21 protein-coding genes are annotated in these 22,877 nt (G+C 73.5%); 19 read left to right on the forward strand and 2 right to left on the reverse strand.

What is annotated here, in order from left to right; translation table 11 throughout:
- Positions 1-136: 136 nt before the first annotated feature.
- Both AA23TX_RS14915 and AA23TX_RS14920 read right to left on the reverse strand, forming a co-directional pair.
- Entirely contained in the window at positions 137-862 is a 726-nt protein-coding gene (locus tag AA23TX_RS14915) for an AfsR/SARP family transcriptional regulator (protein WP_196425322.1), read from the reverse strand.
- 112 nt (positions 863-974) lie between these two features.
- The gene (locus tag AA23TX_RS14920) at positions 975-1,181 is read right to left on the reverse strand and encodes a hypothetical protein (protein WP_155543118.1); all 207 of its coding nucleotides are present in this window, start codon (positions 1,179-1,181) and stop codon (positions 975-977) included.
- Positions 1,182-1,359: 178 nt separating this feature from the next.
- Here AA23TX_RS14920 and AA23TX_RS14925 point away from each other — a divergent pair, with 178 nt between their 5' ends.
- The 19 genes from AA23TX_RS14925 to AA23TX_RS15015 are packed head-to-tail and all read left to right on the forward strand — an operon-like array spanning position 1,360 to position 22,876.
- Entirely contained in the window at positions 1,360-1,932 is a 573-nt protein-coding gene (locus AA23TX_RS14925; RefSeq protein ID WP_155543119.1) for a Pvc16 family protein, read from the forward strand.
- Entirely contained in the window at positions 1,929-2,657 is a 729-nt protein-coding gene (locus AA23TX_RS14930) for a carboxypeptidase regulatory-like domain-containing protein (protein ID WP_155543120.1), read from the forward strand. Before AA23TX_RS14925 ends, AA23TX_RS14930 begins: the two co-directional genes overlap by 4 nt.
- Positions 2,658-2,672: 15 nt before the next feature.
- Entirely contained in the window at positions 2,673-4,937 is a 2,265-nt protein-coding gene (locus tag AA23TX_RS14935) for a phage tail sheath C-terminal domain-containing protein (protein WP_155543121.1), read from the forward strand.
- Positions 4,938-4,956: 19 nt separating this feature from the next.
- Positions 4,957-5,415 (forward strand): phage tail protein, encoded by a 459-nt coding sequence (locus AA23TX_RS14940; protein ID WP_155543122.1) that lies wholly within the window; start codon positions 4,957-4,959, stop codon positions 5,413-5,415.
- A 10-nt stretch (positions 5,416-5,425) separates the two neighbouring features.
- The gene (locus AA23TX_RS14945) at positions 5,426-6,901 is read left to right on the forward strand and encodes a phage tail sheath subtilisin-like domain-containing protein (protein ID WP_155543123.1); all 1,476 of its coding nucleotides are present in this window, start codon (positions 5,426-5,428) and stop codon (positions 6,899-6,901) included.
- Positions 6,898-7,398 carry a phage tail protein gene (locus AA23TX_RS14950; protein WP_196425323.1) on the forward strand — a complete coding sequence of 167 codons (501 nt, stop codon included), beginning with the start codon at positions 6,898-6,900 and terminating at the stop codon, positions 7,396-7,398. The genes AA23TX_RS14945 and AA23TX_RS14950 overlap by 4 nt, the downstream gene beginning before the upstream one ends.
- Positions 7,399-7,409: 11 nt before the next feature.
- Positions 7,410-7,592 (forward strand): putative phage tail protein, encoded by a 183-nt coding sequence (locus tag AA23TX_RS14955; RefSeq protein WP_155543124.1) that lies wholly within the window; start codon positions 7,410-7,412, stop codon positions 7,590-7,592.
- The gene (locus tag AA23TX_RS14960) at positions 7,589-8,257 is read left to right on the forward strand and encodes a CIS tube protein (RefSeq protein WP_155543125.1); all 669 of its coding nucleotides are present in this window, start codon (positions 7,589-7,591) and stop codon (positions 8,255-8,257) included. The genes AA23TX_RS14955 and AA23TX_RS14960 overlap by 4 nt, the downstream gene beginning before the upstream one ends.
- 13 nt (positions 8,258-8,270) lie before the next feature.
- A complete protein-coding gene (locus tag AA23TX_RS14965) occupies positions 8,271-9,464 on the forward strand; it encodes a phage late control D family protein (RefSeq protein WP_155543126.1) in 1,194 nt (397 codons plus the stop codon).
- Complete coding sequence (locus AA23TX_RS14970) at positions 9,461-10,093, forward strand: phage baseplate assembly protein V (protein WP_155543127.1); 633 nt, start codon at positions 9,461-9,463, stop codon at positions 10,091-10,093. Before AA23TX_RS14965 ends, AA23TX_RS14970 begins: the two co-directional genes overlap by 4 nt.
- Positions 10,090-10,503, forward strand: a complete 414-nt coding sequence (locus AA23TX_RS14975; RefSeq protein WP_155543128.1) for a GPW/gp25 family protein — start codon at positions 10,090-10,092, stop codon at positions 10,501-10,503. The genes AA23TX_RS14970 and AA23TX_RS14975 overlap by 4 nt, the downstream gene beginning before the upstream one ends.
- Positions 10,500-12,386, forward strand: a complete 1,887-nt coding sequence (locus AA23TX_RS14980; RefSeq protein WP_155543129.1) for a putative baseplate assembly protein — start codon at positions 10,500-10,502, stop codon at positions 12,384-12,386. The genes AA23TX_RS14975 and AA23TX_RS14980 overlap by 4 nt, the downstream gene beginning before the upstream one ends.
- Complete coding sequence (locus AA23TX_RS14985) at positions 12,383-14,419, forward strand: putative baseplate assembly protein (protein WP_155543130.1); 2,037 nt, start codon at positions 12,383-12,385, stop codon at positions 14,417-14,419. Before AA23TX_RS14980 ends, AA23TX_RS14985 begins: the two co-directional genes overlap by 4 nt.
- Positions 14,416-16,335, forward strand: coding sequence for a phage tail protein (locus AA23TX_RS14990; protein ID WP_155543131.1), 1,920 nt, complete (start codon positions 14,416-14,418; stop codon positions 16,333-16,335). Before AA23TX_RS14985 ends, AA23TX_RS14990 begins: the two co-directional genes overlap by 4 nt.
- Before the next feature lie 15 nt (positions 16,336-16,350).
- Positions 16,351-17,583: a hypothetical protein gene (locus tag AA23TX_RS14995; protein WP_155543132.1), complete on the forward strand. Its 1,233-nt coding sequence runs from the start codon at positions 16,351-16,353 to the stop codon at positions 17,581-17,583.
- Entirely contained in the window at positions 17,580-19,580 is a 2,001-nt protein-coding gene (locus tag AA23TX_RS15000; protein ID WP_155543133.1) for a hypothetical protein, read from the forward strand. Before AA23TX_RS14995 ends, AA23TX_RS15000 begins: the two co-directional genes overlap by 4 nt.
- On the forward strand, positions 19,577-20,704 hold the full coding sequence (locus AA23TX_RS15005) for a hypothetical protein (protein WP_155543134.1): 1,128 nt from the start codon (positions 19,577-19,579) through the stop codon (positions 20,702-20,704). Before AA23TX_RS15000 ends, AA23TX_RS15005 begins: the two co-directional genes overlap by 4 nt.
- A 1-nt stretch (position 20,705) precedes the next feature.
- Positions 20,706-21,215 (forward strand): hypothetical protein, encoded by a 510-nt coding sequence (locus AA23TX_RS15010; protein ID WP_155543135.1) that lies wholly within the window; start codon positions 20,706-20,708, stop codon positions 21,213-21,215.
- A complete protein-coding gene (locus AA23TX_RS15015) occupies positions 21,212-22,876 on the forward strand; it encodes a hypothetical protein (RefSeq protein WP_155543136.1) in 1,665 nt (554 codons plus the stop codon). The genes AA23TX_RS15010 and AA23TX_RS15015 overlap by 4 nt, the downstream gene beginning before the upstream one ends.
- Position 22,877: the final 1 nt, after the last annotated feature.

Raw genomic sequence — 22,877 nt, forward strand, 5'->3', positions numbered from 1 at the left:
CGGATCTCGTCACCGCCGACCCGTTTCGCGGCGAATCCGCCGCGAAACGGCCACCGGCCGCGCGAATAAATGGTCCACCGGCCCACCGCAATTCCGGTAACGATCACAGTCCGCAATTCGGTGGCGAATTCCGCGGCTAGTGCGCGTGCATGTGCGGCAGGAGCCGGCGGAGCGCGTCGGACGGTTCGAGCCCCAGTTCTTCCATCAACGTGTGACGGCACTGCTCGTACTGGTGCTGGGCCGAGGCCCGGTTGCCGGCGGCGAGGTGCGCGTCGATGAGGACGCGGTGCGCGCTCTCCCGCAACGGTTCGGCGCGCACCGCGGCCAGCCCGGCCGCCACCGCCTCGCCGTGCCGGCCGGCCGTCGTGAGCCGCTTCGCCATGGCCTCCAACGCATACAGCCGCAGCTGGTGGTACTGCTCCTGCTCGAGCAGCACCCACTCGTTGTCCGACCACTCGGGCAGCAGGTCGGCGGACAGGTCGTCGCGAGTGCGCCGGTCCAGGATGTCGTCGCAGCCGCAGGTCCGGTCGAGCAGGCGGTGGGCGCGGGCGACCGCGTCGTGGATGTCGACGGTGATGTTGCCCGCCAGCGCCATCTCCTGCACGGACGCGTCGATGACCCGGTGCCCGGTGCGCGACGCGCGCCACAGCGACGAGCGCAGGTTCGCGTTGGCGCGGGGCGTGGTCGCCTCCGGCCACAGCGTTCTCGCCACGTACGTTCTGGTGCGGGGCCGGTCCTGCAGCGCGAGGAAGGCGAGCAGCCGCTGCGCGCTCGACGACAGCGCCACCCGGTCGTCGTCCACGAGCAGCGTGAATCCCTTCAGCAGCCGCAGTGTCACTATCTGCGTTTCTCCAGTGCGCATCGGCTCCCCAACCTCTGCCCGGCACCGATCGGATCGACCCCACCCTTGAGCAATTCGAGACCCCGGTGCGAAACGTTACCGGAATTATCGCGTGCGTGGCGTCAACGGGGCGTCACGAAAACGTCATCGGGCCTGATCCGACCTCGTCCAGCCAGTTCCGGACGGCCGCGAGCACCGCTTCCGGAGAGGTCACCGCGAGCGGCTTGGCCTCGGTCGTGCCGATCGTGGAGAGGATGCGGACGCGGAGGGCGTCGGGCTCGCCGCCTTCCAGCCACGCACGGATGACCATGCTGCCGGAACGCTCTTCGGGGGGCTCCACCAGAGCAGCATGCGCCCGGTGTGTCACCGCCGCGTCGCGGGCACGTCAACGCGCGCGGCGGGAACGCCGCCGTGACGTTCGCGCGACGCGCTGATCGCGGCCGCGCCACGCCACCCCTGCGATGCTGCGCCCCGGCAGGCCGGAGCCACCGCCCGGCTTGCCACAGGGGAGGACAGGCATGGGCGATTTCGGCGTCGTCGCCGACGTTTCGACGATCATCGTGAACCGGCTCACCGAGGCGCTGCGCAGCCTCGATCCGAACGACCCGCCGAGGGCGCAGCTGAGCGACCTCGAGGACCGGCCGAGCCAGGCCACGCTCACGGTCTTCCTCTACGAGATCGCCGAAGACCCGACCTCGCGCAACCGGCCGCCGGTCCGCTCGCTCCCGCCGGCACCGCCCACGAGCCGCAAGCCGCCGATGGCGCTGCTGCTGCGCTACCTGATCACCCCGTGGGGCGGCAACCAGGAAACCCAGCACCAGATGATCGGCCGCGCCCTCCAGGTCTTCTACGACGACGCGATCTGGTCCGGCGAAGAGCTGACGGGCAGCCTGGCCGGCACCACCGAAGCACTGCAGTTCACGCTGACCCCGCTGACGCTCGACCAGAAGTCGTGGATCTGGTACGCGATCCAGAAGCCGTACCGGCTGTCCCTCAACTACGAGGTCCGGGTCGTCAACCTCGACTCCCTCGACGTCGCCGAGCTCCGGCTCGTGCGCAGCCGGACGATCAGCGGGGCGTCGCGGCCATGACCCGCTTCCTGCCCGTCGAGACGTCGGTCCTGCACAGCCCGGCCTGGTTCGTGCCGTTCGACGAGTTCGCCCAGCGCGTGCGGTCCGCCGACGTCGCCACGGAGCTGGACCGCTTCGACCCGGACGAGAACGTGTGGGTACCGCAGGACACGCCCGCGATCCGCACGCCGAGCGCCGCGATCGCCTACCCGGAGCTCGGCCGCCGCCGGGGGCCGGGTGCCGAGCCGGAACGGTTCCGCGTCCGCTTCGCCGCCATCGGGTTCGCGCCGCTGTACCCGGCCGACGGCGAGGACTTCGACGCGACCCGCACCGGGGTCGAGTTCACCGCGAACCCGTACGACGACGGGCACCCGCCCGCCGCCGCCGGCGAGCCGCGGCTGGTCCGGTTGCTGCCGGGCGTCGCCTTCATGTACAGCCCCGGGACCCGCACCGTGTACGGCGTCGTCGTCGACGCCGTCACCCGGGCGCCGATCGTGAACGCTCTGGTCGAGGCGCGCGGGACCACGATCCGCGACGGCGTCCCGTGGCAGGAGCGGACCCTCACCGGCGCCGAGGGCGCCTTCCGGCTCGCCCTGCGCTGGGAGGGCGAGCCGGTCACCGGCCCGCCGCCCGTGCGGGTCTTCCACCTCACGGCCACCGAGCGGCCGGGGCGGACCGGGGCGCTGGACGTCCGGCTGCCGACCGAACGGGACCGGCGGCACGTCATCGAAATCGCCGAGCAGTAGAGAAGGAGCCAAGCCATGCCCGAGTACCTGAGCCCCGGCGTCTACGTCGAGGAAGTCGACGCGGGGCCGCGGCCGATCGCGGGGGTGAGCACCAGCACGGCGGGCATGGTCGGGGTCACCCAGCGCGGCCCGACCACCGGGAAACCGAAGCTGGTCACGAACTTCCTCGAGTACCAGACCACCTTCGGCGGGTTCCTGCCCGAGCCGGATCCGGCGATCCGCGACGCCTGGGCGAACAACCCCGCCGAGGGCGGCCGCTGGTGGCTGTTCCCGCTGGCGGTCAAGGGCTTCTTCGACAACGGCGGCCAGCGCCTCTACGTCAAGAGGGTCGTCAGCGGCGCCGCCGGGGCCGCGACCGGCACCCTCGGCACCGGCCTGGTCAGCGCCGTCACCCAGGACGCCGCGGCCGGGGCCAAGACCTTGCAGCTCGGCCACCTGATCGGCTTCACCGGCGCCGACGAGATCACCGTCTTCCGCGGCAGCGACAACGTCGAGATCGGCACGACGACGATCACCGCGTACAGCAGCACCGGGCGGGTCACGCTCGGGACCCCGCTGACGGCCGGGGTCAAGGCGGCCCGCGGCGACTACGTGCAGACGGCCCCGCGCGACGCCACGCCGAGCCTGCGGTTCTCCGCCTCGAGCCCGGGGTCCTGGGGCAAGGGGGTGCAGGTGCGGATCCAGCCGTCGGTGTCCGCCGCGCTGCCGGCGCTGCCCGACCCGGACGAGGGCCCGCTGGTCATCACCGCGCTCACCGCCGCCGCCGACCGCGACGCCGCGTCGATCCAGGTCACCGCGGTGCCCGGGCTCGACCCCGACGAGCTGCCCGGCGACGTCTGGATCCTGGTCGACGAGCGGCGGTTCAAGGTCACCGTCGCGCAGCCGGCGGACGGCGAGGTGACGCTCACGTTCCCGGAGGGAACCACGCACGCGCCGTGGGCGCCCGGCCTCACCGTGCGCCGGGTGCGCCGGGCGAACGCCGGCGCCGGCCCGCAGCTGCGGATCAGCGGGTCCGGCCGGCTCTACGAGGGCGCGGTCACCCAGCTCGACACCGGTGACAAGCTGACCACCCTGAACGTCGTGTCGATCGGGCCGGACGACGTCGTCACCTTCGACGCCGACACCCCCGAGCTGGTCTTCGAGACCGCCAGGGTCCGGCTGGTCGAGTCCACTGTGGACACACGGTTCACCGACCCCGGCGGCGGCTCGGTCACCGAGACCTTCCGGAACCTGCGCCTGACCGGCGACGCGCCCGGCACCGTCGCCGGCACCCTGGCGAGCCAGTCGCGGCTGGTGCGGGCCACCACGCTCGACGGCATCAGCACCGATCCCACCGAGTTCCCCACGCCCGGGACCGGCTCGTGGCTGACGCTCGCCGACGAAGGCTCGGACGCGTTCGACGGGCTCACGGTCGCGGACTTCGTCGGCGCGGACGGCGGGAGCGGCAAGCGCACCGGCATCGTCGCCCTCGAAGACATCGACGAGGTCGCGATCTGCGCGGTGCCCGGCGTGTGGGCCGGCACCGTCGAATCGGCGCTCGTCACCCACTGCGAGCAGCTCAAGGACCGCTTCGCCGTCCTCGACCCGCAGGACGGCCTCGACATCGAGGGCATCCAGGCGTTCCGCGAGCCGTTCGACACCAAGTACGCGGCGCTGTACTACCCGTGGCTGGTCGTCAACGACCCCTCGACCGGCCAGTTCGTCGAGGCGCCGCCGTCCGGGCACGTCATCGGCATCTACGCCCGCACCGACACCGAGCGCGGCGTGCACAAGGCACCGGCCAACGCGGTCATCCGCGGCATCCGGCTGACCGACGGCATCGCGCAGGACGTCACCAAGCGGCACCAGGACCTGCTGAACCCCCGGGGGATCAACGCCTTGCGGTTCTTCCCCGGCCTCGGCCAGCGGGTCTGGGGCGCGCGCACGCTGTCGTCGGACACCTCGTGGAAGTACGTCAACGTGCGCCGCCTCTTCCTGTTCCTGGAGGAGTCGATCGACGAAGGCACGCAGTGGGTCGTGTTCGAGCCGAACGACGAGCCGCTGTGGGCGCTGATGCGGCAGACGGTCGCGAACTTCCTCACCACCGTGTGGCGCACGGGCGCGCTCGCCGGCACGACCGCGGACGAGGCGTTCTTCGTCCAGTGCGACCGCTCCACGATGACCGACGACGACATCGCCAACGGACGGCTCATCTGCGTGATCGGGGTGGCGCCCGTGTTCCCGGCGGAGTTCGTGATCTTCCGGATCCAGCAGAAGACCCGCGAGCCCCAGCTCGTCTGACCACTGAAAGGCAAGGGACATGCCACCTGTGACGCGGGACGACCCGTACGCCGCGTACAACTTCCTGGTCATCGTGACCAACGTCAGCGATGACGGAGTCGCGGTGAGCGGGTCGTTCACCGAGGCCAGCGGGCTCGACGTGGAACTGCCGGTGATCGAGTACCGCACCGGCAGCGAGGACATCACGGTCCGCAAGCTCGTGGGGCTCAAGAAGGCCCCGAGCGCACTGACGTTCAAGCGCGGGGTCACCGGCCACGTCGGTTTCTGGAACTGGGTCAAGGAAGCGCTGGACGGCCGCGTCCGGCGCACGGCCGGTTCGATCGTGATGCTCGACGAGAACCGCCAGGAGGTCATGCGCTGGAACTTCGACCGCGCCTGGCCGACGAAGTACACCGGACCTTCGTTCAACGCGACCAAGAACGAGATCGCCATGGAGACGCTCGTGCTGGCCGTCGAGAGCTTCGTGATCGACGCGTGAGCGGGCGGACATGACCAGCGCGGCGCTTCCCGGCGTATCCCTGACCTTCGATCGAGCGGCCACCGGCGACGAGCCGCTGCGCACGGACGTGGCCGTGTTCCTCGGCCGCACCCGGCGCGGTCCCGTCGGCCGGCCCGTCCGCGTCGAGAGCTGGAACGACGTCGTCGGCGTGTTCGGACCACCGGACGGCACGTCGGCGACGCCGTACGCGCTGCGCGGGTTCTTCGAGAACCAGGGCTCCGCGGCGTGGGTACTGCGGGTGTCCGGGCCCGCCGAGCCCGCGAGCGCGCCGTGGACGGACGGCTTCCGCGTGGTGGCCGCGAGTCCCGGCGCGTGGGCGAACGGCGGCCGCGTCACCGTGCGGTACCGGGCGAGCAGCGTCGCGGGCCCGCCGGCGGTCACCGTCCGGGTGCTCGTGCCCGGCGAGCCGGCGGAGACCTTCGCCGGCATGGCACCCGGCGAGGTCGTCGACCGCCTCGGCGCGTCGCACCTCGTCCGGGTGGTGCCGGGCGGAGCGGCGGACCCGATCCCCCCGGACGGGCCGATCTCGCTGTCCTGGGACCTGACGCTCACCGGCGGCACGGACGCCCCGCCGGGGCGCGACGAGTACGCGTCCGCGGTGGTGACGCAGGCCGAGCTGCCGGAGCCGGCGCTGGTGGCCCTGCCCGACCTCGGGGCCGACCTGGGCGACGCCGACCACACGACCCTGGTGCTGGACCTGCTGGGGACCGTGGCGCCGCTGCTGGACCGGCTGGTGCTGCTGGACGTGCCCCCGTCGGTGTCCACAGTGGACGCTGTGGTGGCCTGGGCCGGCGCGCTGGCGGACTTCGGCGACGAGGCGCTGCTCGCCGCGGCGGCGGTGTACCACCCGCCGCTGCGGGCGCCGTCGCTCGACGGCGGGACCGGCCTGCGGACCGTGCCGGCGTCCGGGCACGTCGCCGGGCTGGTCGCCCGGCTCGACGGCGAGCGGGGTGCCGCCGAAACCCCGGCGAACGCCACGCTGCTGGACGCCGTCGACCTCGACGTCGACTACCCGGAGGCGCAACAGGTCCGGCTCTTCGAGGTGAACGTCGACCTGGTGCGGTGCGTGCGCGGCCGGGGACTCGTGGTGTGGGGCGGGCGGACGCTGTCCGGCGACCCGCGGCGGCGGTACGTCGCCCACCGCCGGCTGCTGCACCTGCTGGTGCGGGCCATCCGGCGGGCCGCCGCGCCGCTGGTGTTCGAGGTGAACTCGCCGGAGCTGCGGCTTTCGCTGGTCCGCGCGACCACCTCGGTGCTGCTGGAGGCGTTCCGCACCGGTGCGCTCGCCGGCAGCCGGCCGGAGGACGCGTTCCGCGTGGTCTGCGACGAGACGAACAACCCGCCGGAGCAGGACCCCGGCCAGGTCGTGTGCGAGATCGGCGTCGCGCCGGCCGTGCCCATGGAGTTCATCGAGCTGCGGCTCGTGCTCGGCCAGGACCGCGGCCTGGAGGTGATCGAGCAGTGACGACCCCGGCCGACCGGCTGCTCGCGCTGAACGAGCCGCTGACCAAGTTCCGCTTCCTGGTGACGCTCGCGCCGGCGGACGTGTACTTGCCGCCGGCGCAGGCACTGCTGCTGCCGGTGGTGGCGGCGGGTGCCTTCCAGGAGGTGACGGGGATGGGGGCGCAGCTGGAGGTGGTGACCTACGCCGAAGGCGGCCGCAACGACTCCGTGCACCGGCTGCCGCTGCGCCACTCGTGGAACCCGATCACCCTCAAGCGAGGCGTGGTCCGCGACCGGCTCCTGTGGTCCTGGTACGACACCGGCCTGCACGACTCGCTCGGCGCCCGCCGCGACGGCGCCGTGATCATGCTCGACGAGGCGGGCCTGCCCGCGAAGTCGTGGATCTTCCACGGCGGGCTGGCCGCCAAGTGGACCGGCCCGGACCTGCACGCCGAGCAGAACGCGGTCGCGATCGAGTCACTGGAAATCGCCCACGAGGGCCTGACGGCCGTCCTCTAGGAGAGCAGACCGTGCCCAAGAACCTGATCATCCACAACCTCGAGGTGCGCTTCCAGGTGGAAGGCGACGACGGGGCGTTGTTCGCGCGCCTGTTCAACAAGCACATCCAGGCGTGGGCGCGGCTGTACGAAGAAGAGTGCGCCCGGGCCGAGCGCAGCGACAACGACCGCAAGCTCGGGGGAGGCGGCCGATGAGCGTCACCCCGTTCTCGCTGGTGAGCCAGGGCGCCGACGCGCACCTGGAGATCGAGCAGCCGGCGAACCCGCAGAACGTGCCGCAGCGGATCCCGCTGAAGTTCAACCCGACCGAGTACAAGCTGAGCAAGAGCAACACCTTCGCCGAGATCACCATCCCCGGCCTCGAAACGCCGCCGATCCAGTACGTCCGGGGCGGCAGCGAGTCGCTGTCGGTGCAGGCGCTGGTGGACACCTCCGACACGCTCGACGACGTCCGGAAGTCCTATGTGGACAACATCCGCAAGCTGATGCGGCCCCAGGAGACCCTGCACGCGCCGCCGATCGTCAAGTTCGTCTGGGACAAGACGGTGTTCCGGGGTGTGCTGGAGAAGCTGGACGTGAACTACGTGCTGTTCGCCAAGAACGGCGTGCCGCTGCGGGCCCAGCTCGATCTCACGCTCAAGGAGTACCGGCCGGCGAAGGAGCAGGCCAACGACCCGCCGCGATCGTCGCCGACGGTGGAGAAGAGCTACGTGGTGCGCCGCGGCGACACGTGGGACCGCATCTCGGTCGCGGTGTACCGGCGCCCGGACGCGTGGCGGGAACTGGCGCGTGCCAACGGGATCAGCGATCCCCGTGACCTGCGGCCGGGGCTGGTGCTGACCGTGCCCCGGCTGCCGTGAGAGGGGGTGCGCGATGACCGCGCCCGCGGGCACCCCGCCCGAGATCGCCGACCCGGACCGCTACGCCCCGGAGTTCGAGGTGGTCGTCGACGGGCTGGTGGCCGACCCGACGACCAAGAACGACATCCTCGACATCAAGGTGCACCGCGACCTCGACGAGATGTCCGGCTTCGACCTGGAGCTGAACAACTGGGACGACGTCACGTGGACGTTCAAGCACAGCGACTCGGAGAAGCTGCAGATCGGCACCCGCGTCTCCGTCCGGCTCGGCTACGCGGACAAGCTGCTGACCGTCGGCACCGGGACGATCAGCTCGCTCGCGCCGAAGTTCCCGGACGGCGCGTCGCCGACCGTGTCGCTCACCTGCGTGGACGGGATGCTCGCGCTCAAGGACCGCAAGCCCACCAAGGAAGAGGACAAGAACTTCGTCGGCAAGACCGACTGGGAGATCGCCGAGCAGATCGCGCGCCGCAACAAGCTGGCCTTCGAGACGACCCACGAGGGCCCGCGGCACGACCTGGTGGTGCAGAAGAACCAGTCCGACGCGCAGTTCCTGATGGAACGGGCGAAGCGGATCGACTTCGACTGCTACATCCTGCCGGACCCGGCGACGGGCGTGCAGAAGCTCTACTTCGTCAAGCCCACCGACGGCCGCGACAGCCGCCCGATCCGGCTGTTCCGCCTCGCCTACAGCCCCGGCCTGGCGACCGGGCCCGCCGGGCAGCCGGCCGGGCTGGTGCCCAACCTCATCGACTTCACGCCGACCATGACCGTCTCCAACCAGGTCAGCAAGCTCACCGTGCACGGCTGGGACCCGGTCAAGGCCGAGCCGATCGAGTACGTCGCGACCGCGAAGGACCTGCCCGGCGGGCAGACCTCGGCCGACGGGCAGAGCGGGCCGGAGGCGGCCGAGAGCGGGGCGGGCGGCCGGCAGGAGGTGGTCGTCGACGCACCGGTCCTCAGCCAGGAGGAGGCCAAGGAGCTGGCGATCGCGCTGCTGCGGGAGCGGGCCTACGAGTTCATCACCGCGACCGGCCGGGTGGCCGGGCTGCCGGAGCTGCGGCCGGGGGACAACCTGGAGATCTTCGGCCTCGGCAGGCGGTTCTCCGGCACCTACTTCGTCAAGCGGGTCGAGCACGCCCTCAACTCGAGCGGCTTCTTCACCACGTTCACCGGCCGGAAGATCTTCCAGGGGGACAAGAAATGACGGCGATGCCACGCGCCATGGCGAGCGACCAGCGCTTCTACGGCGTCGCGCCCGCGGAGGTCGTGCAGAACGACGGGGACGACGAGGGCCGGGTCAAGGTCAAGTACTACTGGCTGGACGGCGGCTCGTCGATCAGTCCCTGGATCCGCGTCAGCCAGCTGTACGCGGGCGCCGGCTACGGCTCGGTGTTCGTGCCCGAGGTGGGCGACGAGGTGCTGGTCGCGTTCTTCCAGGGCGACATGCGCCAGCCCTACGTGCTCGGCGGCCTCTACAACGGCAAGAAGAAACCGCCTACCGCGCACAAAGACGGCCGCGACCAGAAGATCATCCGCACCAAGGCCGGGCACCGGATCCTCTTCGACGACCAGGAGAAGGAGATCACCATCAGCACCGCTTCGGGCGCCACGGTGGTGCTGAAGGACAGCGGGGAGATCACCCTCGAAGCTGCGCGGGTGACCGTCAAGTCGGACGCCGTCGACCTCGGCGGGGGTTCGACCGAACCCGTCGTGCTCGGCAACGCGCTCCTGCAGGCCTTCGTCCAGCACACCCACCCGGCGCCGGGCGGCGCCACCGGGCCCGCGACGCCCCTGCCGCCGTCCGTGCTCGCGAAGAAGGTGAAGGCGACGTGACCGAACCCTTCCTCGGCACCGGCTGGCGGTTCCCGATCCTGCCCGACGAGGCCGGCCGGCTCGCCTACGCCGTCGGCGAGACGAGCATCGAACACTGCCTGCGCGCGCTGCTGCTCACCGCGACCGGCGAACGCGTGATGCGACCGGACCTCGGCACCAAGGCCAGCGAGTCGGTGTTCGCACCCGGTAGCGTGCAGAACCTGCGCGACCTGGAACGGTCGATCGCCGACGCGGTCCGCGACTTCGAACCGAGGGTGGAGCTCTCCGACGTCCTCGCCGAGACCGACCCGGCCGACGAGTCCCGCGTGACGGTGTCGATCGAATACCGGGTCCGGCGCACCAACACCAAGACCAACCTGGTGTTCCCGTTCTACCTCGGACTGACGGGACTGACGGGGTTGACGCCATGACGCTGCCCGCGCCGAAGCTCGACGACCTGACCTGGGCCGACCTGATGTCGGCCGCCACCCGCCGCATCCCGGCCGAGTCGGACGGCACGTGGACGCTGCACGCGCCCGTCGACCCCGGGATCACGCTGCTGGAGCTGTTCGCGTACCTGCTGGAACAGCGGCTCTACTGGCTGGACCAGGCCCCGGACGAGCTCGTCGTCGCGATCCTGAAGCTACTGGGCCTGGCGCCGCCGCGGCCCGCGACCGCGGCGACGACGGTGCTGGCGCTGACCCCCGACGCCGACGTCCCGGCCGTGGTCCCCGCCGGGACGGTGTTCGCCCGCGATCCCGCCGCGGCCATCCGGTTCACCCTCGACGACGAGGTGACGGCGTTCCCGGTGTCGGGTGACGTGACGGTGTTCACCGACCGCGACCGCACCGCCGACCTGCTCGCCCGCCGCGGGGTTCCGCTGCTGGGCAGCGACGGGTCCGCCGCGTCGGCTCGGTTCACCCTGCCGCTCACCGGCGGGGACCCGGCGTCCGGCTGGCTGTCGTTGCTGGTCGAGCTCGACTCGCCGGTGCCGCCGTCCTGGTCGCCGCTCGCCGTGTCCGGTGTGCGGCCGCCCGCCGACCTGACCTGGTCGTGGTTCCGGCCCAGCGGCGACGCTTCCGGGACGTTCGAGGAGGTCCAGGACGGCACCGGTGGCCTGCGGCGGTCCGGGGTGGTGCGCCTGCGACCGCCGGCTGAGTGGTCCACGATGGACAGTGGGCTGCTGGTGTCGACGCCGGCCGCGACCTACGCGTCCTCGCCGCGGCTGCTGCGGCTGGCGGTCAACGTGTCGGCCGCCCGTCATCGCGAGCGCCGCACGGCGACCGACTTCGCGGACCAGACCGGCGGCTGGCTGAAGCTGCCCGGCCAGCGGCTCGTCCTCCCCGACGCCGCCGGCCGCCTGCTCACCGCCTGCCTGACGCTGGCCGGCGAGGAGTGGAAACCGGCGGTGGACTTCGCCTTCGGCGCTTCCCGCGACCGGATCTTCCTGCTGGACCGCCACGACGGCGCGCTCGTCTTCGGCGACGGGCTCACCGGCCGGATCCCGCCGGCCGCGGATGCGGTCGTCGAGTACACGATCGGTGGCGGGCGGGACGGCAACGGCGGCGTCACGGACAACTGGCTGCCGGTCACGGATCCGTCCCCGGTCCGCGCCGCGAACCTCGTCCAGGCCGACGGCGGAACGGACCCGGAGACGGTGGCGCAGGCGCGGGACCGGGCCGCGGGCTCGCTCGGCGAGGTGACCCGGGCGGTCACCGCCGAGGACTTCGTCACCTTGGCCGTGACGACGCCCGGGGTGGCGGTCGGCCGGGCCTACGCCGCGGTCGGCGCGCACCCGGGCTTCCCCTGCGCGCGGGTGCCCGGCGCGGTGACCGTCCACGTCGTCCCGTCGGTGCCGCGGGCCGTCGCGCCCGAGCCGGATCCGGGGCTGCTGTGCGCGGTCGCGGACCGGCTGGCGCAGGCGCGGCTGCTGACGGCCGAGGTGTTCGTGCGGGCCCCGGCCTACCGGGACGTCCGGCTGCGCGCCGACCTGTCCGGCGCCCCGGCCGACCGGGCCAAAGTGTCCACTGTGGCCGGTGACGCGCTGCGCCGGTTCCTCGACCCCCTGGTGGGCGGGGACGACGGGACGGGCTGGCCGTTCGGGGAAGCGCTGCGGCCGTCGGCGCTGCTGCGGGCCGCGCAGCAGGCTCTCGGCGACCTGGCGGACGTCACCGCCGTCGCGATCGGCATCGACGGCGGCGAACCGGCGGAGACCTGCGACGACGTGCCCCTCCGGGCCGGCGACCTGCCGGCGGTGCGCGAAGTCCGCACGCGCGTGGTCGCCGCCGTCGAACCGGGGGAGGGGTTGTCGTGACCGACGTCTGGTGGGCGCACGGGTCCACCGAAGAAAGCCACATCGTCCCCGGCCCCGGACCGTCCGGCGAGCAGCCCGAGCTGGTCGACGCCACCAGGGAAGCGGTCCGCGCCGCCGTGCGCGACCGGGTCCCCGGCTACACCCCGGACTGGACCAACCCCGACCGGCAGGACGCCGGCGTCGCGCTCGTGCGCCTCTTCGGCACCCAGGCCGAGCCGGTGCTGGCCCGGGTCAACCGGCTGCCCGAGAAGATCCTCGCCGAGCACCTGACCACCGCGGGCGTGCGCCGCCGGCCGGCCACCGCGGCCGCCGCGTTGCTGGAGTTCACCGTGCACCCGCCGGACGGCGCGTCGGTGCTCGTCCCCGCCGGTTTCCAGGCCGCCGCTTCCGGCACCGGCGGTGACGTCGTCTTCGAGACCGACCAAGACCTCTACGCCACCCCCGCCACCCTGGGCGTGATCGCGGTCCAGCGTGGCGGCGCGCTCGAGCCGGTCCCGCTCGGGCTGAACGGGCCCGGCCGGCCGTTCGCGCCGTTCGGCGTGGACCCGCAGCCGGGCAACGCGCTGTGGCTGGGTCTCGACGGCACCGCGAGCCCGTTCCCCTCGCTGTCGCTGGGGTTCGTGGTCGCGGCCGCGCCGCCGTCGCCCGCGGCCGCCGGCGGGCTGACGCCACTGCCGCTCGAGCCGCGGCCGTTGCTGCGCTGGGACGTGCTGGACGGCGGCCGCTTCGTCCCCGCCGACGTCGTCCGCGACGAAACCGCGGGACTGCGCGCGAGCGGCACGATCGAGCTGCGGCTGCCGCGCACCTGGGCGCCCGGCCGGCCGCCGGCCGCCCGGCCCGGGCCTGCCCTGCGGTGGCTGCGGCTGCAGGTGACGAACGGCGTCTTCATGACCGCGCCGCCGCTCGTGGCGGGACTGCGGCTGAACACCGTCGCCGCCACCGCCGCCCACACGATCTTCGACGAGCCCCTGGAACCGATCCAGGACCCCGCGGCCCCGGCCGAGCGGCGGCGGCTGCGGCTGAGCCAGGTCCCGATCCTCGCCGGCAGCGTCGTGATCGAGGTCGACGACGACCCCGGGACGGACCTCTTCGGCACCACCGAAGAAAACGCGTCACGCTGGCAGGAGGTGCCGAGCCTCTCGGCCCACGGTCCGGACGACCGGGTCTTCGTCGTCGACTACGACTCCGGCGTGGTCACCTTCGGCGACGGCGTCAACGGCGCGCCCGTGCCGCCGGGCTTCCGCAACGTCCGTGCCGTGCGGTACCGGGTCGGCGGCGGCACGGCCGGTGCCGTGGCGGCCGGCGCGGTCGGCGGCGTCGTCACCGCGCGGCCGTTCGTGACCGGCGTGACCAACCCGTTCCCCGCCACCGGGGGCACCGACGCCGAGCCGGACGCGGACGTCGTGCGGCGCGGGGTGGGGGAGCTGCGCTCCCGCGGCCGCGCGGTCGCGCCCGCCGACTACGGCCTGCTGGCCCTGCGCGCGCCGGGCGCGTCGATCGCGCGGGCGAACGGGGTGCCGGGCCTGCACCCGGACTTCCCGGGCACGCCCATCCCCGGTGTCGTCGGCGTTCTCGTGGTGCCGCCGATCGAGGAGGGTGGCACCGAGCCGCCGGTGCCCACCGCCGCGACCCTGCGCGCGGTGGCGGACTTCCTGAGCCGCGAGGTGGCACCCGCCGGAAGCACGGTGGTCACCGGCCCGGTCGCGTTCCGGCGGATCGCCGTCGAAGCCCGGGTGGTGCTCGACGCCGACCAGGACCGGGCCGCGGTTCTCGCGCGCGCGGCCGAGGCCGTGACGACCTACTTGGACCCGGTACGCGGCGGTGAGCACGGGGGCGGCTGGCCCTTCGGCGGCGCGGTGCGCCACACCCCGCTCGTGCGCCGGCTCCTGGCCGTGGACGGCGTCCTCGCCGTGTCCGGGCTCTCGCTGACGGCCGACGGGCTGCGGCTGCCGCCGTGCACGGACCACGCGATCCCGCCGAACGACCTCGTCTGGCCGGACCGCCCGGTGCTGATCCCGGTGGAGGAGTCATGACCTGCGCGCCCACCGCCGTCACCTTCCGGCTCCTCGACGACGTCGTCGGGTGGGACGAGGCCGCGGTGACCGGCGTCGCCGGGTTCACCGACGAGGCCGGCGTGCGGCTGGCCTACGAAGGCGCTTCCCCGGAAGGCCCGACGCGGACCCAGCTGCTGCCGTGGTTCCCCGACCCGCGTCTCGCGCCCGGCTGCGGGCCGTGCGGCTGGTACCTGCTGTCCGGCCGCCGGCTGCTGCGGCGCGACACCCGCGCCGGCGGCTGGCGGCCCGTCTGGGCGCCCGGCTGCGACCCCCGCCTGCTGCGCGAACCGGCCGCGGTGGCCGCCCGCGGGCACCGGATCGCGGTCGTCGACTCCGGCCGGGTCTTCCTGTGGCGCAACGAAGGCGACCACCTCGCCGCGGTGATCCGCCATCGCGACGCCACCGTCGTCGCGCTCGCGCAGGACGAGCAGGTGCTCGTGGCCCGGGCCGGCAGCGACCGGGTCCGGCGGTACGGCGCCGACGGGCGGCTGTGCGACGTCGTCCGGACCCGCGTCGCCGGCGAGATCATCGGGATCCGCACCGGACCCGGCCGCACGATCTGGCTGCTCACCGAAGACCGCGGCCGCTTCCGGATCTACCGCGACCACTGTGAGTCCACTGTGGACGAACTGGCGGCGGCGCTGCCGCCGAGCGGCCTGACCGCCGCGGACGAGGACGGCTTCTGCCTGCGGGAGAAGGGGCCGGACGGCGACGTGACCTCCTGTTACGACTGGCGGGGACGGCCGCGGGAGGAACCGGCACCGGAGTCCGGCCGGTACGTGACGCACGGAGAGTTCACCACGCACCTGATCGACAGCGGCATCTCGCGCTGCCGCTGGCACCGGGTGCGGATCGAGGCGGACGTGCCGACCGGCACCGCGATCTCCGTGTCGGTCGTGGTGTCCGAGGACGACCGGTTCGCCGAAAGCGACTGGCAGACCGCGCCCGCCGGCGTCACCGACTTCCTCGTCGACCAGCCGCCCGGCCGGCACCTGACCCTGCGCGCCCGCCTGTCCGGCGACTCCGCCGCGACCCCGGTCCTGCACCGGATCCGGCTCGACTTCCCGCGCTCGACCAGCGCCGACCTGCTGCCCGCCGCGTTCCGGCAGGACCCGGCGGCCGACGACTTCACCGAGCGGTTCCTGGCGCTGTTCGACGCGAGCGTCGCCGAGATCGACCGGGTCGTCGAGCGGTACCCGGCGCTGCTCGACCCGGCCGGCGTGCCGGACGCCGCGTTGCCGTGGCTGGCCGGCCTGCTCGGCCTGTCGTTCGAGGCCGGCTGGGACGCGGACACCCGCCGGAAGCTGATCGCCGCCGCGCCGGGCCTCTACCGGCGGCGCGGCACGCCGGGCGCGCTGAAGGAGGCGATCCGCCTCGTCTTCGGCGTCACGCCGGTGATCGACGAACTGGCCGGCGACCGCCACTGGGCGCAGGTCCGCGCGACCGTGACCTCGCCGGCGACCGCGCGCGGTCTCGGCTCGGTGCGGCTGTTCGGCCGCTCGTCGTCGCGGCTGCGGCTCGGCACCTCGACGCTGGGCGCGACGCCGCTGCGGGCGTTCGGCGACCCGGACACCGATCCCCTCACCGAGCACGCCCACCGGTTCCGGGTCCTGCTGGCGTCCGGCTCGGTGGACGAGGACGCGGTGCGGCGCCTGGTGGCCCGGCAGGCGCCCGCGCACACGAGGGGTTCGGTGCGCGCCGGCGGGGCGGGGTTCGTGGTCGGCACGCGGTCGGCGGTCGGGGTCGACACGGCGTTCGTCCCGCTGCCGCCGCCCGTGGTGGGGACCGCGCGCCTGAACCACGACGGAGTACTGAGACCCGGGCCGCGCGGCGCACGGCAAGGCGTGACCGTCGGCGTGGTGTCCGCGGTCGGGGTCCACACGCGAGTGTCTTGAGAGGACAGAAGAGAGATGACCGAGGCAACGACACAGGAACAGCCCTTCCGCCGGTTGCGGTACTTCCACGGGCAGCTGCTCACCGCCCGCGACTTCCAGCGCGAACAGGAGTACTTCCGCGAGAAGCTGAAGCTGCGGATGCGCTGCCTGCTCGGCTACGGCGTGGTGTGCGGGCTCTTCGTGGAACCCGCGCCGCCCGCGGACGACAAGGCGGCTTCCGATAAGGCAGCTTCCGATAAGGAGAAGCACGAACACCAGGCGAAGGTGCGCATCACCAGCGGGCTCGGCGTCGACTGCGACGGCAACGAGGTGGTCGTGCCGGGCAGCTGCTCGATCGACCTGTGGGACGCGCTGCACGAGGACGAGCGCACCGGCGGGACGGTGTGGGTCGGCGTCGAGTACACCGAACGCGCGGTCGAGCCGACGAGGACGGTGTTCAACTCCGCCTGCGCGGACACCTCGGACTGCGACTTCGGCTACACCGAGGAGAGCTACTGCGTCCGGGTCACCACCAAGACGCCGCCGAAGGACGATCGCTGCGAGACCTGCTGCACCCCGTGCGAGCACAAGGTCCTGTGGCTGGCCAGGATCGACGACGTCGACTTCGGCAAGCCGGTCCGCGAAGACCAGATCCACCTGGACGTCCGCCGCTTCTTCGGCCGCCGCGTGCCGACGGTGATCACCGGCATCAACTGGCGCCACGGCCACACCTACACCGTGAACGAGGCCAAGGAGCTGCTCGGCACGCAGAAGGACTCGGGCGGCCTGGTCGTCGAGTTCTCCGACGGCGTCCGCGTCGACAGCCTCCGCCGCGGCGTGGTGGAGATCCAGGTGATCGAGGGCGGCGCCGGCCGCAACGCCGACACCTGGTACATGGGCGGCGAGTTCAAAGAGCCCACCGGCAAGGACGGCGAGTTCACCGACCACTTCCGCTACCGGCAGACGACCCGCGAGACGCTGCAGGAGGGCGACCGCGTGCTGATCACCATCCGCGCGGCGTTCATCCTCGACCACTGCTGCCGCCCGGTCGACGGCACCAACGTCGGCGGCCGGGTGCCCTACATCGGCCAGGCCAAGGCGGACACCGACGCCGAGACGGAGACCGGTCACGGCCACGACCCCAAGCCGGAGCCCGACCCGACCGGCTGCCTCGTGCCGCCGTCGGGCATCGGGCCGTGGACGTCCGGCACCGGCGCCGGCGGGGACGTCTTCGAGAGCTGGTTCTTCGTCACCGAGGAGCGTTCATGAGCAAGCCCGACTGCGGGTGCGGGTGCGGTGGCGCACCCGCCTTCCCGGCCGCGTTCGCCCGGCCACGGTTCTTCGCGGGCCAGCTGCTCACCGAGGACGACCTCGGCCTGCTGACCGACTACGTGGCCGGCAAGGACCGGCTGCACAACCGGATGCTGTCCGGCCCCGGGGTCGTGTGCGGGCTGGAGGTCACCTGCGACTCGTGCGACGGCGGGACGGTGTCCGTCCACCCCGGGCACGCCCTCGACTGCTGCGGCAACGACATCGTCCTGTCCTGCAAGGAAAAGGTCGACGTGCAGGCGCTCGTGCGGGAGCTGCGCGTGTCCTCGCCGGGGGTCGCGTGCGGCGACCCGTGCGACGACGACCAGCGCCACTACGGGCTCTTCGTGCGCTACGAGGAGACGATGGCCGACCCGGTCTCGCCGTTCGCGACCGAGGAGCCGTGCCCGGCGCCGGGCTGCGTGCCCTCGCGGGTCCAGGAGGGCTTCCGGTTCGTCGTCAAGTGCGACACCGCCGACGACCACCGGTACAACCCGGCCACCAAGCTCCTGGCGCAGATCGGGGACAAGGACGCCTACGAGCGGATCCGGCTGCTGAGCCTGCGGCTCGACCACTACCTCGACCCGATGTCGGTCGCGGGCGCGTTCTCGACCCGGACGATCAAGTTCGAGGACGCCGACGCCGTCCGGTACGCCGACAACCTCCGGCTGCTGCGGGAGAGCGGCGAGGGAGTCCCGCAGCCGCCCGCGGCCCGGCAGCAGACCGAGTACGTGCGGGCGCTGGCGAGTGCCATCGCCCGGTACGACACCTACGACGACGCCGGGCAGCAGGACCTGCGAGCCAAGCACGACCTCGGGGAGATCGACGCCGCCCGGCAGGTGCTCGGCGCGGCGTGCGACCGGCTGGCCGCGGCGGACCCCGAGCAGGTGTGGCCGGAGCCGGCGCACCGGGCGGTCGCGCTGGCCGTCGTGGCCGAGGCGAAGAACCGGGTGGCGACCGCCGATCCGGACGCGCCGATCGAGGTCCGCCTGCTGGCCCAGGGCACCCCGCTGGACAACGTGCTGGAGGCGGAGTTCCGGGCCGATCTCGTGCGGATCCGCGAGTGGCTGCTCGGCCGGCTGGACCGGGTGCCCGGCGTCGCGGACTGCGTCCTGCACGCCGACGTGCGCAAGGTCGCCGTCCCGCGGCCGCTGCCCATCCCGGAGCCGGACCCGGCGCACCGCTTGTCCGTCGCCGATCTCGGGCTGCTCGCGGACGCGGCCGGGAAGCTGACCACGTGCGTGCGCCGGTTCGTCACCGACGCGGCCTGCTCGACGCTGAACCCGCCGTGCGTGGACTGCGCCGACGACGACGTGCTGCTGGCGCACCTGGAACTGGACGGCTGCGACGTCGTCCGCGTGTGCTCGGCGACGCGGGAGCAGGTGCTGCCGGGCGGCTCGGCCTACGGCGAATGGCTGCCGAAGCTCTACCAGCTGCGGCACCTCGCCGAGCAGGTGTGCTGTCAGCCGACGCCGGTGTACCGGCCGCCGGGCGTGCCGGAGTCGGGCCCGATCCCGCGCCCGTACGTCCCGGGGCTGCTCGAACCGTGGCGGCGGCAAGGCCCGCTGGACCGCATGTGGGACCTCCTGGTGACCCCGGCGCCGGGGGAGACCGTGCCCAAGCCCGTGCGCGAGCAGGTGTACACGGTGCCGGCCGAGGTGACCGACAGCCTGCAGGAGATGAACGCGCTGCGGGGTCAGGTCAGCGACCTGATCGCCACCGTGGAGGCGCTGCGGGGCCAGCTGGACACCGCGCGCGAGCAGGTCGCGCGGGTCCGGGAGGACGTGCCGGACCGGCTGTCCGACCGGCTTTCGGAGCTGGAGAGCGCCCCCGCCGCGGAACCGGAACCCGAGCCGGAGCCCGAACCCGAGCAGAAGGCACCGGTCCGGCGGCCCCGGTCGTCGTCGAGCCGGAGCGGCGGGTCCGCCCGCAAGCCGCGGTCGGGTGAGACGTCGTGACCGGTCCGCTGCGCCCGGAGTTCCACGAGGGTCAGGTGCTCGCCGCCGCGGACCTGGCGGCGACCGTCGCCTACGCCCGCGCGGCGGCCGTCCGGCACGCGCGCCTGGCGCACGAGTGGGGCATCGCCGACGGGCTCGCCCTGACGACCGAGAACCGGACCGACCCGGCGTCCGGCGCGCGCTTCGTCGAGGTCAGCGTGCAGGCCGGGCTGGCGGTCGACGGTACCGGCCGGGAGATCGTGGTGCCCGCGCCGGTCGTGCTGTCGGAGGCGGACTTCGAGGCCGTCAACGGGGCCGACGGGCCGACGTCCGAGCCGTACCCGGTGTTCCTCACCGCCGCGGACCGGGCCCAGGCGGCGAGCGGACCCGCGTCGTGCGCCGGATCCGCCGGGCCGGCCCGCGTGGAGGAGTCCTTCCAGATCCTCTTCAGACGGCTCGGCGACGAGCGGCTGGTGGCCGACCAGCAGCCGCCCGCGGTGAACGCCGCCCCGGCCGCCCCGCCCGTCCCGTGGCTGGTGCTGCTGGGCTTCGTCCAGTGGACCGGCGGCCACTTCACCGCGGCGGTCCCGGAAGCCCGGAACGTCGGCGTGCGGTTCGCCGGGGTGCGCGCGGACACCGTGTCGGCCCGGTCCGGCTCGCTGTCCCTGCGGACCCGGCCCCTGCCTGGCGAGGGCGAGCCGGCGCTGGTGCTGTCCGGCTCGGACACCCCGAAGCTGGTCTACGGGCTGTACAAGGGAACCGGCGACGTCGAGCCGCTGATGACCGTGGAGCCCAACGGGAACCTGACCATCGCCGGCAGCTTCTCCGGCCGGATCTCCGCGGGCAGCGTGCTGGCGACGTCCGGCAGCGCGACGGACGGCATGGTGCTGCCGCTGCCCGCCGGGGTGACGCCGGAGGAGGTCGCCGACGGACGGGTGTCGCTGCACGTGTACGTGACCCCGCGGATACCGCCGTCGGAGTCCGGGCTCACCGTCCCGGCCGAGGCCACTGTGGACGGTGACCGGCGGGTCCGGTGCCGGCTGCGGTCCTACGACCCCGGCGCGGGGCCGGCGGTCACCGAACGGCCGGGCGCGGTCGACTTCCTGGTCCTGGCGACGGTCGCGGCGACGAGCGGAGGTGGCTGAGGTGAGCGTTTTCGCGGTGTACGAAACGAGTACCGGGGTCGTGGTGGGTGCGGTCAAGGCGATCGACGTCCCGGTGCCGGCGGTGGACGCGCTGGTCGGCGCCGCGCTGCCGGTGCGCTCGGGCGCGGCCACTATGTCGCTGCCGGCGCGGGAGCTGGCCGTGCACGAGGCGGACGACCAGCCGGAGGTGTTCGCCGACCCGCTGGCCTACGGGGTCACGCGGCTGCCGGACCAGCCGCCCAAGCCCGCACTGGCGAAACTGGCCGAGCTGCCCGACCCTCCGGCGTTCGACGGCACCGGGCTGCTCGTCGCGCTGCCGGGGAACCCGGCCCAGGACACCACGGTGTTCGCGCTGGTCTCCGAGGGGCCGGGGACGCTGCTGGTCACCGGGACCATCGCGAAGGACACCGACCACGTGTCGCTGCCGGTCACGGTGAGCGCGGGCCCGCACGCCGTGCTGCTGCTGGTGGCGGGCTGGGCGGGCCGGCTGGACGAGGTCGAGAAGCAGTGACCGCGTCCACCGCGGGCGGGATCACCGTGCACCGCTGCGCGGTGCGCGTGGTCCGGCGCGGGGGGTGGAGCTGGGGACCCGACCCGCGGGGACTCCTCCAGCGGGTGCTCGACGCGCTGCCGGACCTGCTGGCCGCGGAGTTCGGCGAGCACCTCACCGGCGACGGCCCGGACCTGGAGATCACCGAGCCGGTACGGCTGTCCGTCCGGCTGGCCACGCGCGGCACCGGTGGGCTGGAGCCGGCGGGTCTCGTCCTGGAACGCGTGGCGGGCGCGGACCCGGTTCCCCTGGCGGCGCCGGTGCCCACCCCGCCGCCTGCTCAGTCCACTATGGACGTTGCTGCCGATGTGTCCGTCGTCGGGGACGTGCCGGCCTCGGCGGTGGCCGTGCTGTTCGAGGAACTCGCCGCCCGGGACGAGCTGGCCGCGTTGCTCGCGCTGCTCCCCGAGGAGGCGGTGCGGACGTACCTGGCCGCGCTGCTCGCCGAGATCGACAGCGCACGGGCGTTCTCTCCGGGGCCGGTCGCCGAACTGGCGGCGGAGCTGGCCCGGCGGCTGGCTCTCCCGGAGCCGCCCACGACCCGTGCGGAACTCCTCGGGCTGCTGGAAACGCACCACCGAGACTCTCTCGAGCAAGCGGCCACGCCCGTCGACGGGAAAGCGTCCGGTGACGTGGCCGCCGTCCCGCGCCGGGCGGGGGAGACGAGGGTCGGCTCGGTGCTGCCGTTCCTCCTGATGGGCCCCTTGGCGCGGACCGGCTACCTGGACGCCATCGGCCCGGCACTGTCCGGAGTGGACCTGCTCGGCGACGCCCCGCTGTTCGCCGCCGCCCTCGCGTACCAGGTCCTCGGTGAGCCGCACCGGGGCTGGCGGCGCACGCCCGAGGACGAGATCGCCGCCGCGACCTTCGCGGGCCTGGAGTCGGTGCCGGACCTCACCGCCTTCGCCCGGCAGGCCGGTCCCGCGCTGCCGGTCCTCGACGGCGTGCTCGCGCTGTCCCTGAGCCGCGGCCACGATCCCGGCGACCCGCTGCTGGTCACGGGCGTCGACGACGGCCTGCTGCTGGTCGACGCGACCGGCCTCTTCCCGATCGCCTGGTCGTCCACAGTGGCGGGTCTGCTGCCGCACTGGGAAGGGTGTGGCCGGCCCCCGGTCCTCGTCCGGGACAGCCCGCTGCCGCCGGCGTGCCTGCGGGAGCTGGCGGCGGCGGGCGTCCGGTTCCTGACGGACGCGCGGCCGGTGCGCGACGACCCCGTGTCCCGGCTGTCGTCGAGGACTCCACTGTGGACGACCGGTGGCGTGGAACCCCGGCTGGCGGCCGAACTTCCCGCCGGGCCGCTGGACGACCTCGCCCGGACCCTGTTCGGCGGCCACCGAGCGGTGCCCCGGGCCGAAGACCACGCTTTGGACCGCACCGCCGCGCTCGCGGCGTCGCTGTCGCTGGGCATGATCTCGGGGAGGCTGTGGGGCGGGGAAACGCCGGTCCTCGCCCTGACGCGGTTCGCCGGCCTGGAGGCGACGGTGCGGTTCACCCGGGACGCGGTGCGCGTCAAGATCCCGCTGGGCCGCCGGCACGCGGACCTGGACCGGGGCGGGGCCCTCGCCGACGTGCCGGACGTGGTCTGGCTGGGCGGCCGGACCCTGACCTTCTCCGGTGGCTGAG

The organism is Amycolatopsis camponoti (genome assembly GCF_902497555.1).
Taxonomy (GTDB): domain Bacteria; phylum Actinomycetota; class Actinomycetes; order Mycobacteriales; family Pseudonocardiaceae; genus Amycolatopsis; species Amycolatopsis camponoti.

Excerpts from the sequence above, each read along its gene's own strand:
- AA23TX_RS14915 (WP_196425322.1), bottom strand. The coding sequence starts at position 862 with ATGCGCACTGGAGAAACGCAGATAGTGACACTGCGGCTGCTGAAGGGA.
- AA23TX_RS14925 (WP_155543119.1), top strand. The coding sequence starts at position 1,360 with ATGGGCGATTTCGGCGTCGTCGCCGACGTTTCGACGATCATCGTGAAC.
- AA23TX_RS14930 (WP_155543120.1), top strand. The coding sequence starts at position 1,929 with ATGACCCGCTTCCTGCCCGTCGAGACGTCGGTCCTGCACAGCCCGGCC.
- AA23TX_RS14935 (WP_155543121.1), top strand. The coding sequence starts at position 2,673 with ATGCCCGAGTACCTGAGCCCCGGCGTCTACGTCGAGGAAGTCGACGCG.
- AA23TX_RS14940 (WP_155543122.1), top strand. The coding sequence starts at position 4,957 with ATGCCACCTGTGACGCGGGACGACCCGTACGCCGCGTACAACTTCCTG.
- AA23TX_RS14945 (WP_155543123.1), top strand. The coding sequence starts at position 5,426 with ATGACCAGCGCGGCGCTTCCCGGCGTATCCCTGACCTTCGATCGAGCG.
- AA23TX_RS14960 (WP_155543125.1), top strand. The coding sequence starts at position 7,589 with ATGAGCGTCACCCCGTTCTCGCTGGTGAGCCAGGGCGCCGACGCGCAC.
- AA23TX_RS14965 (WP_155543126.1), top strand. The coding sequence starts at position 8,271 with ATGACCGCGCCCGCGGGCACCCCGCCCGAGATCGCCGACCCGGACCGC.
- AA23TX_RS14970 (WP_155543127.1), top strand. The coding sequence starts at position 9,461 with ATGACGGCGATGCCACGCGCCATGGCGAGCGACCAGCGCTTCTACGGC.
- AA23TX_RS14980 (WP_155543129.1), top strand. The coding sequence starts at position 10,500 with ATGACGCTGCCCGCGCCGAAGCTCGACGACCTGACCTGGGCCGACCTG.
- AA23TX_RS14990 (WP_155543131.1), top strand. The coding sequence starts at position 14,416 with ATGACCTGCGCGCCCACCGCCGTCACCTTCCGGCTCCTCGACGACGTC.
- AA23TX_RS14995 (WP_155543132.1), top strand. The coding sequence starts at position 16,351 with ATGACCGAGGCAACGACACAGGAACAGCCCTTCCGCCGGTTGCGGTAC.
- AA23TX_RS15000 (WP_155543133.1), top strand. The coding sequence starts at position 17,580 with ATGAGCAAGCCCGACTGCGGGTGCGGGTGCGGTGGCGCACCCGCCTTC.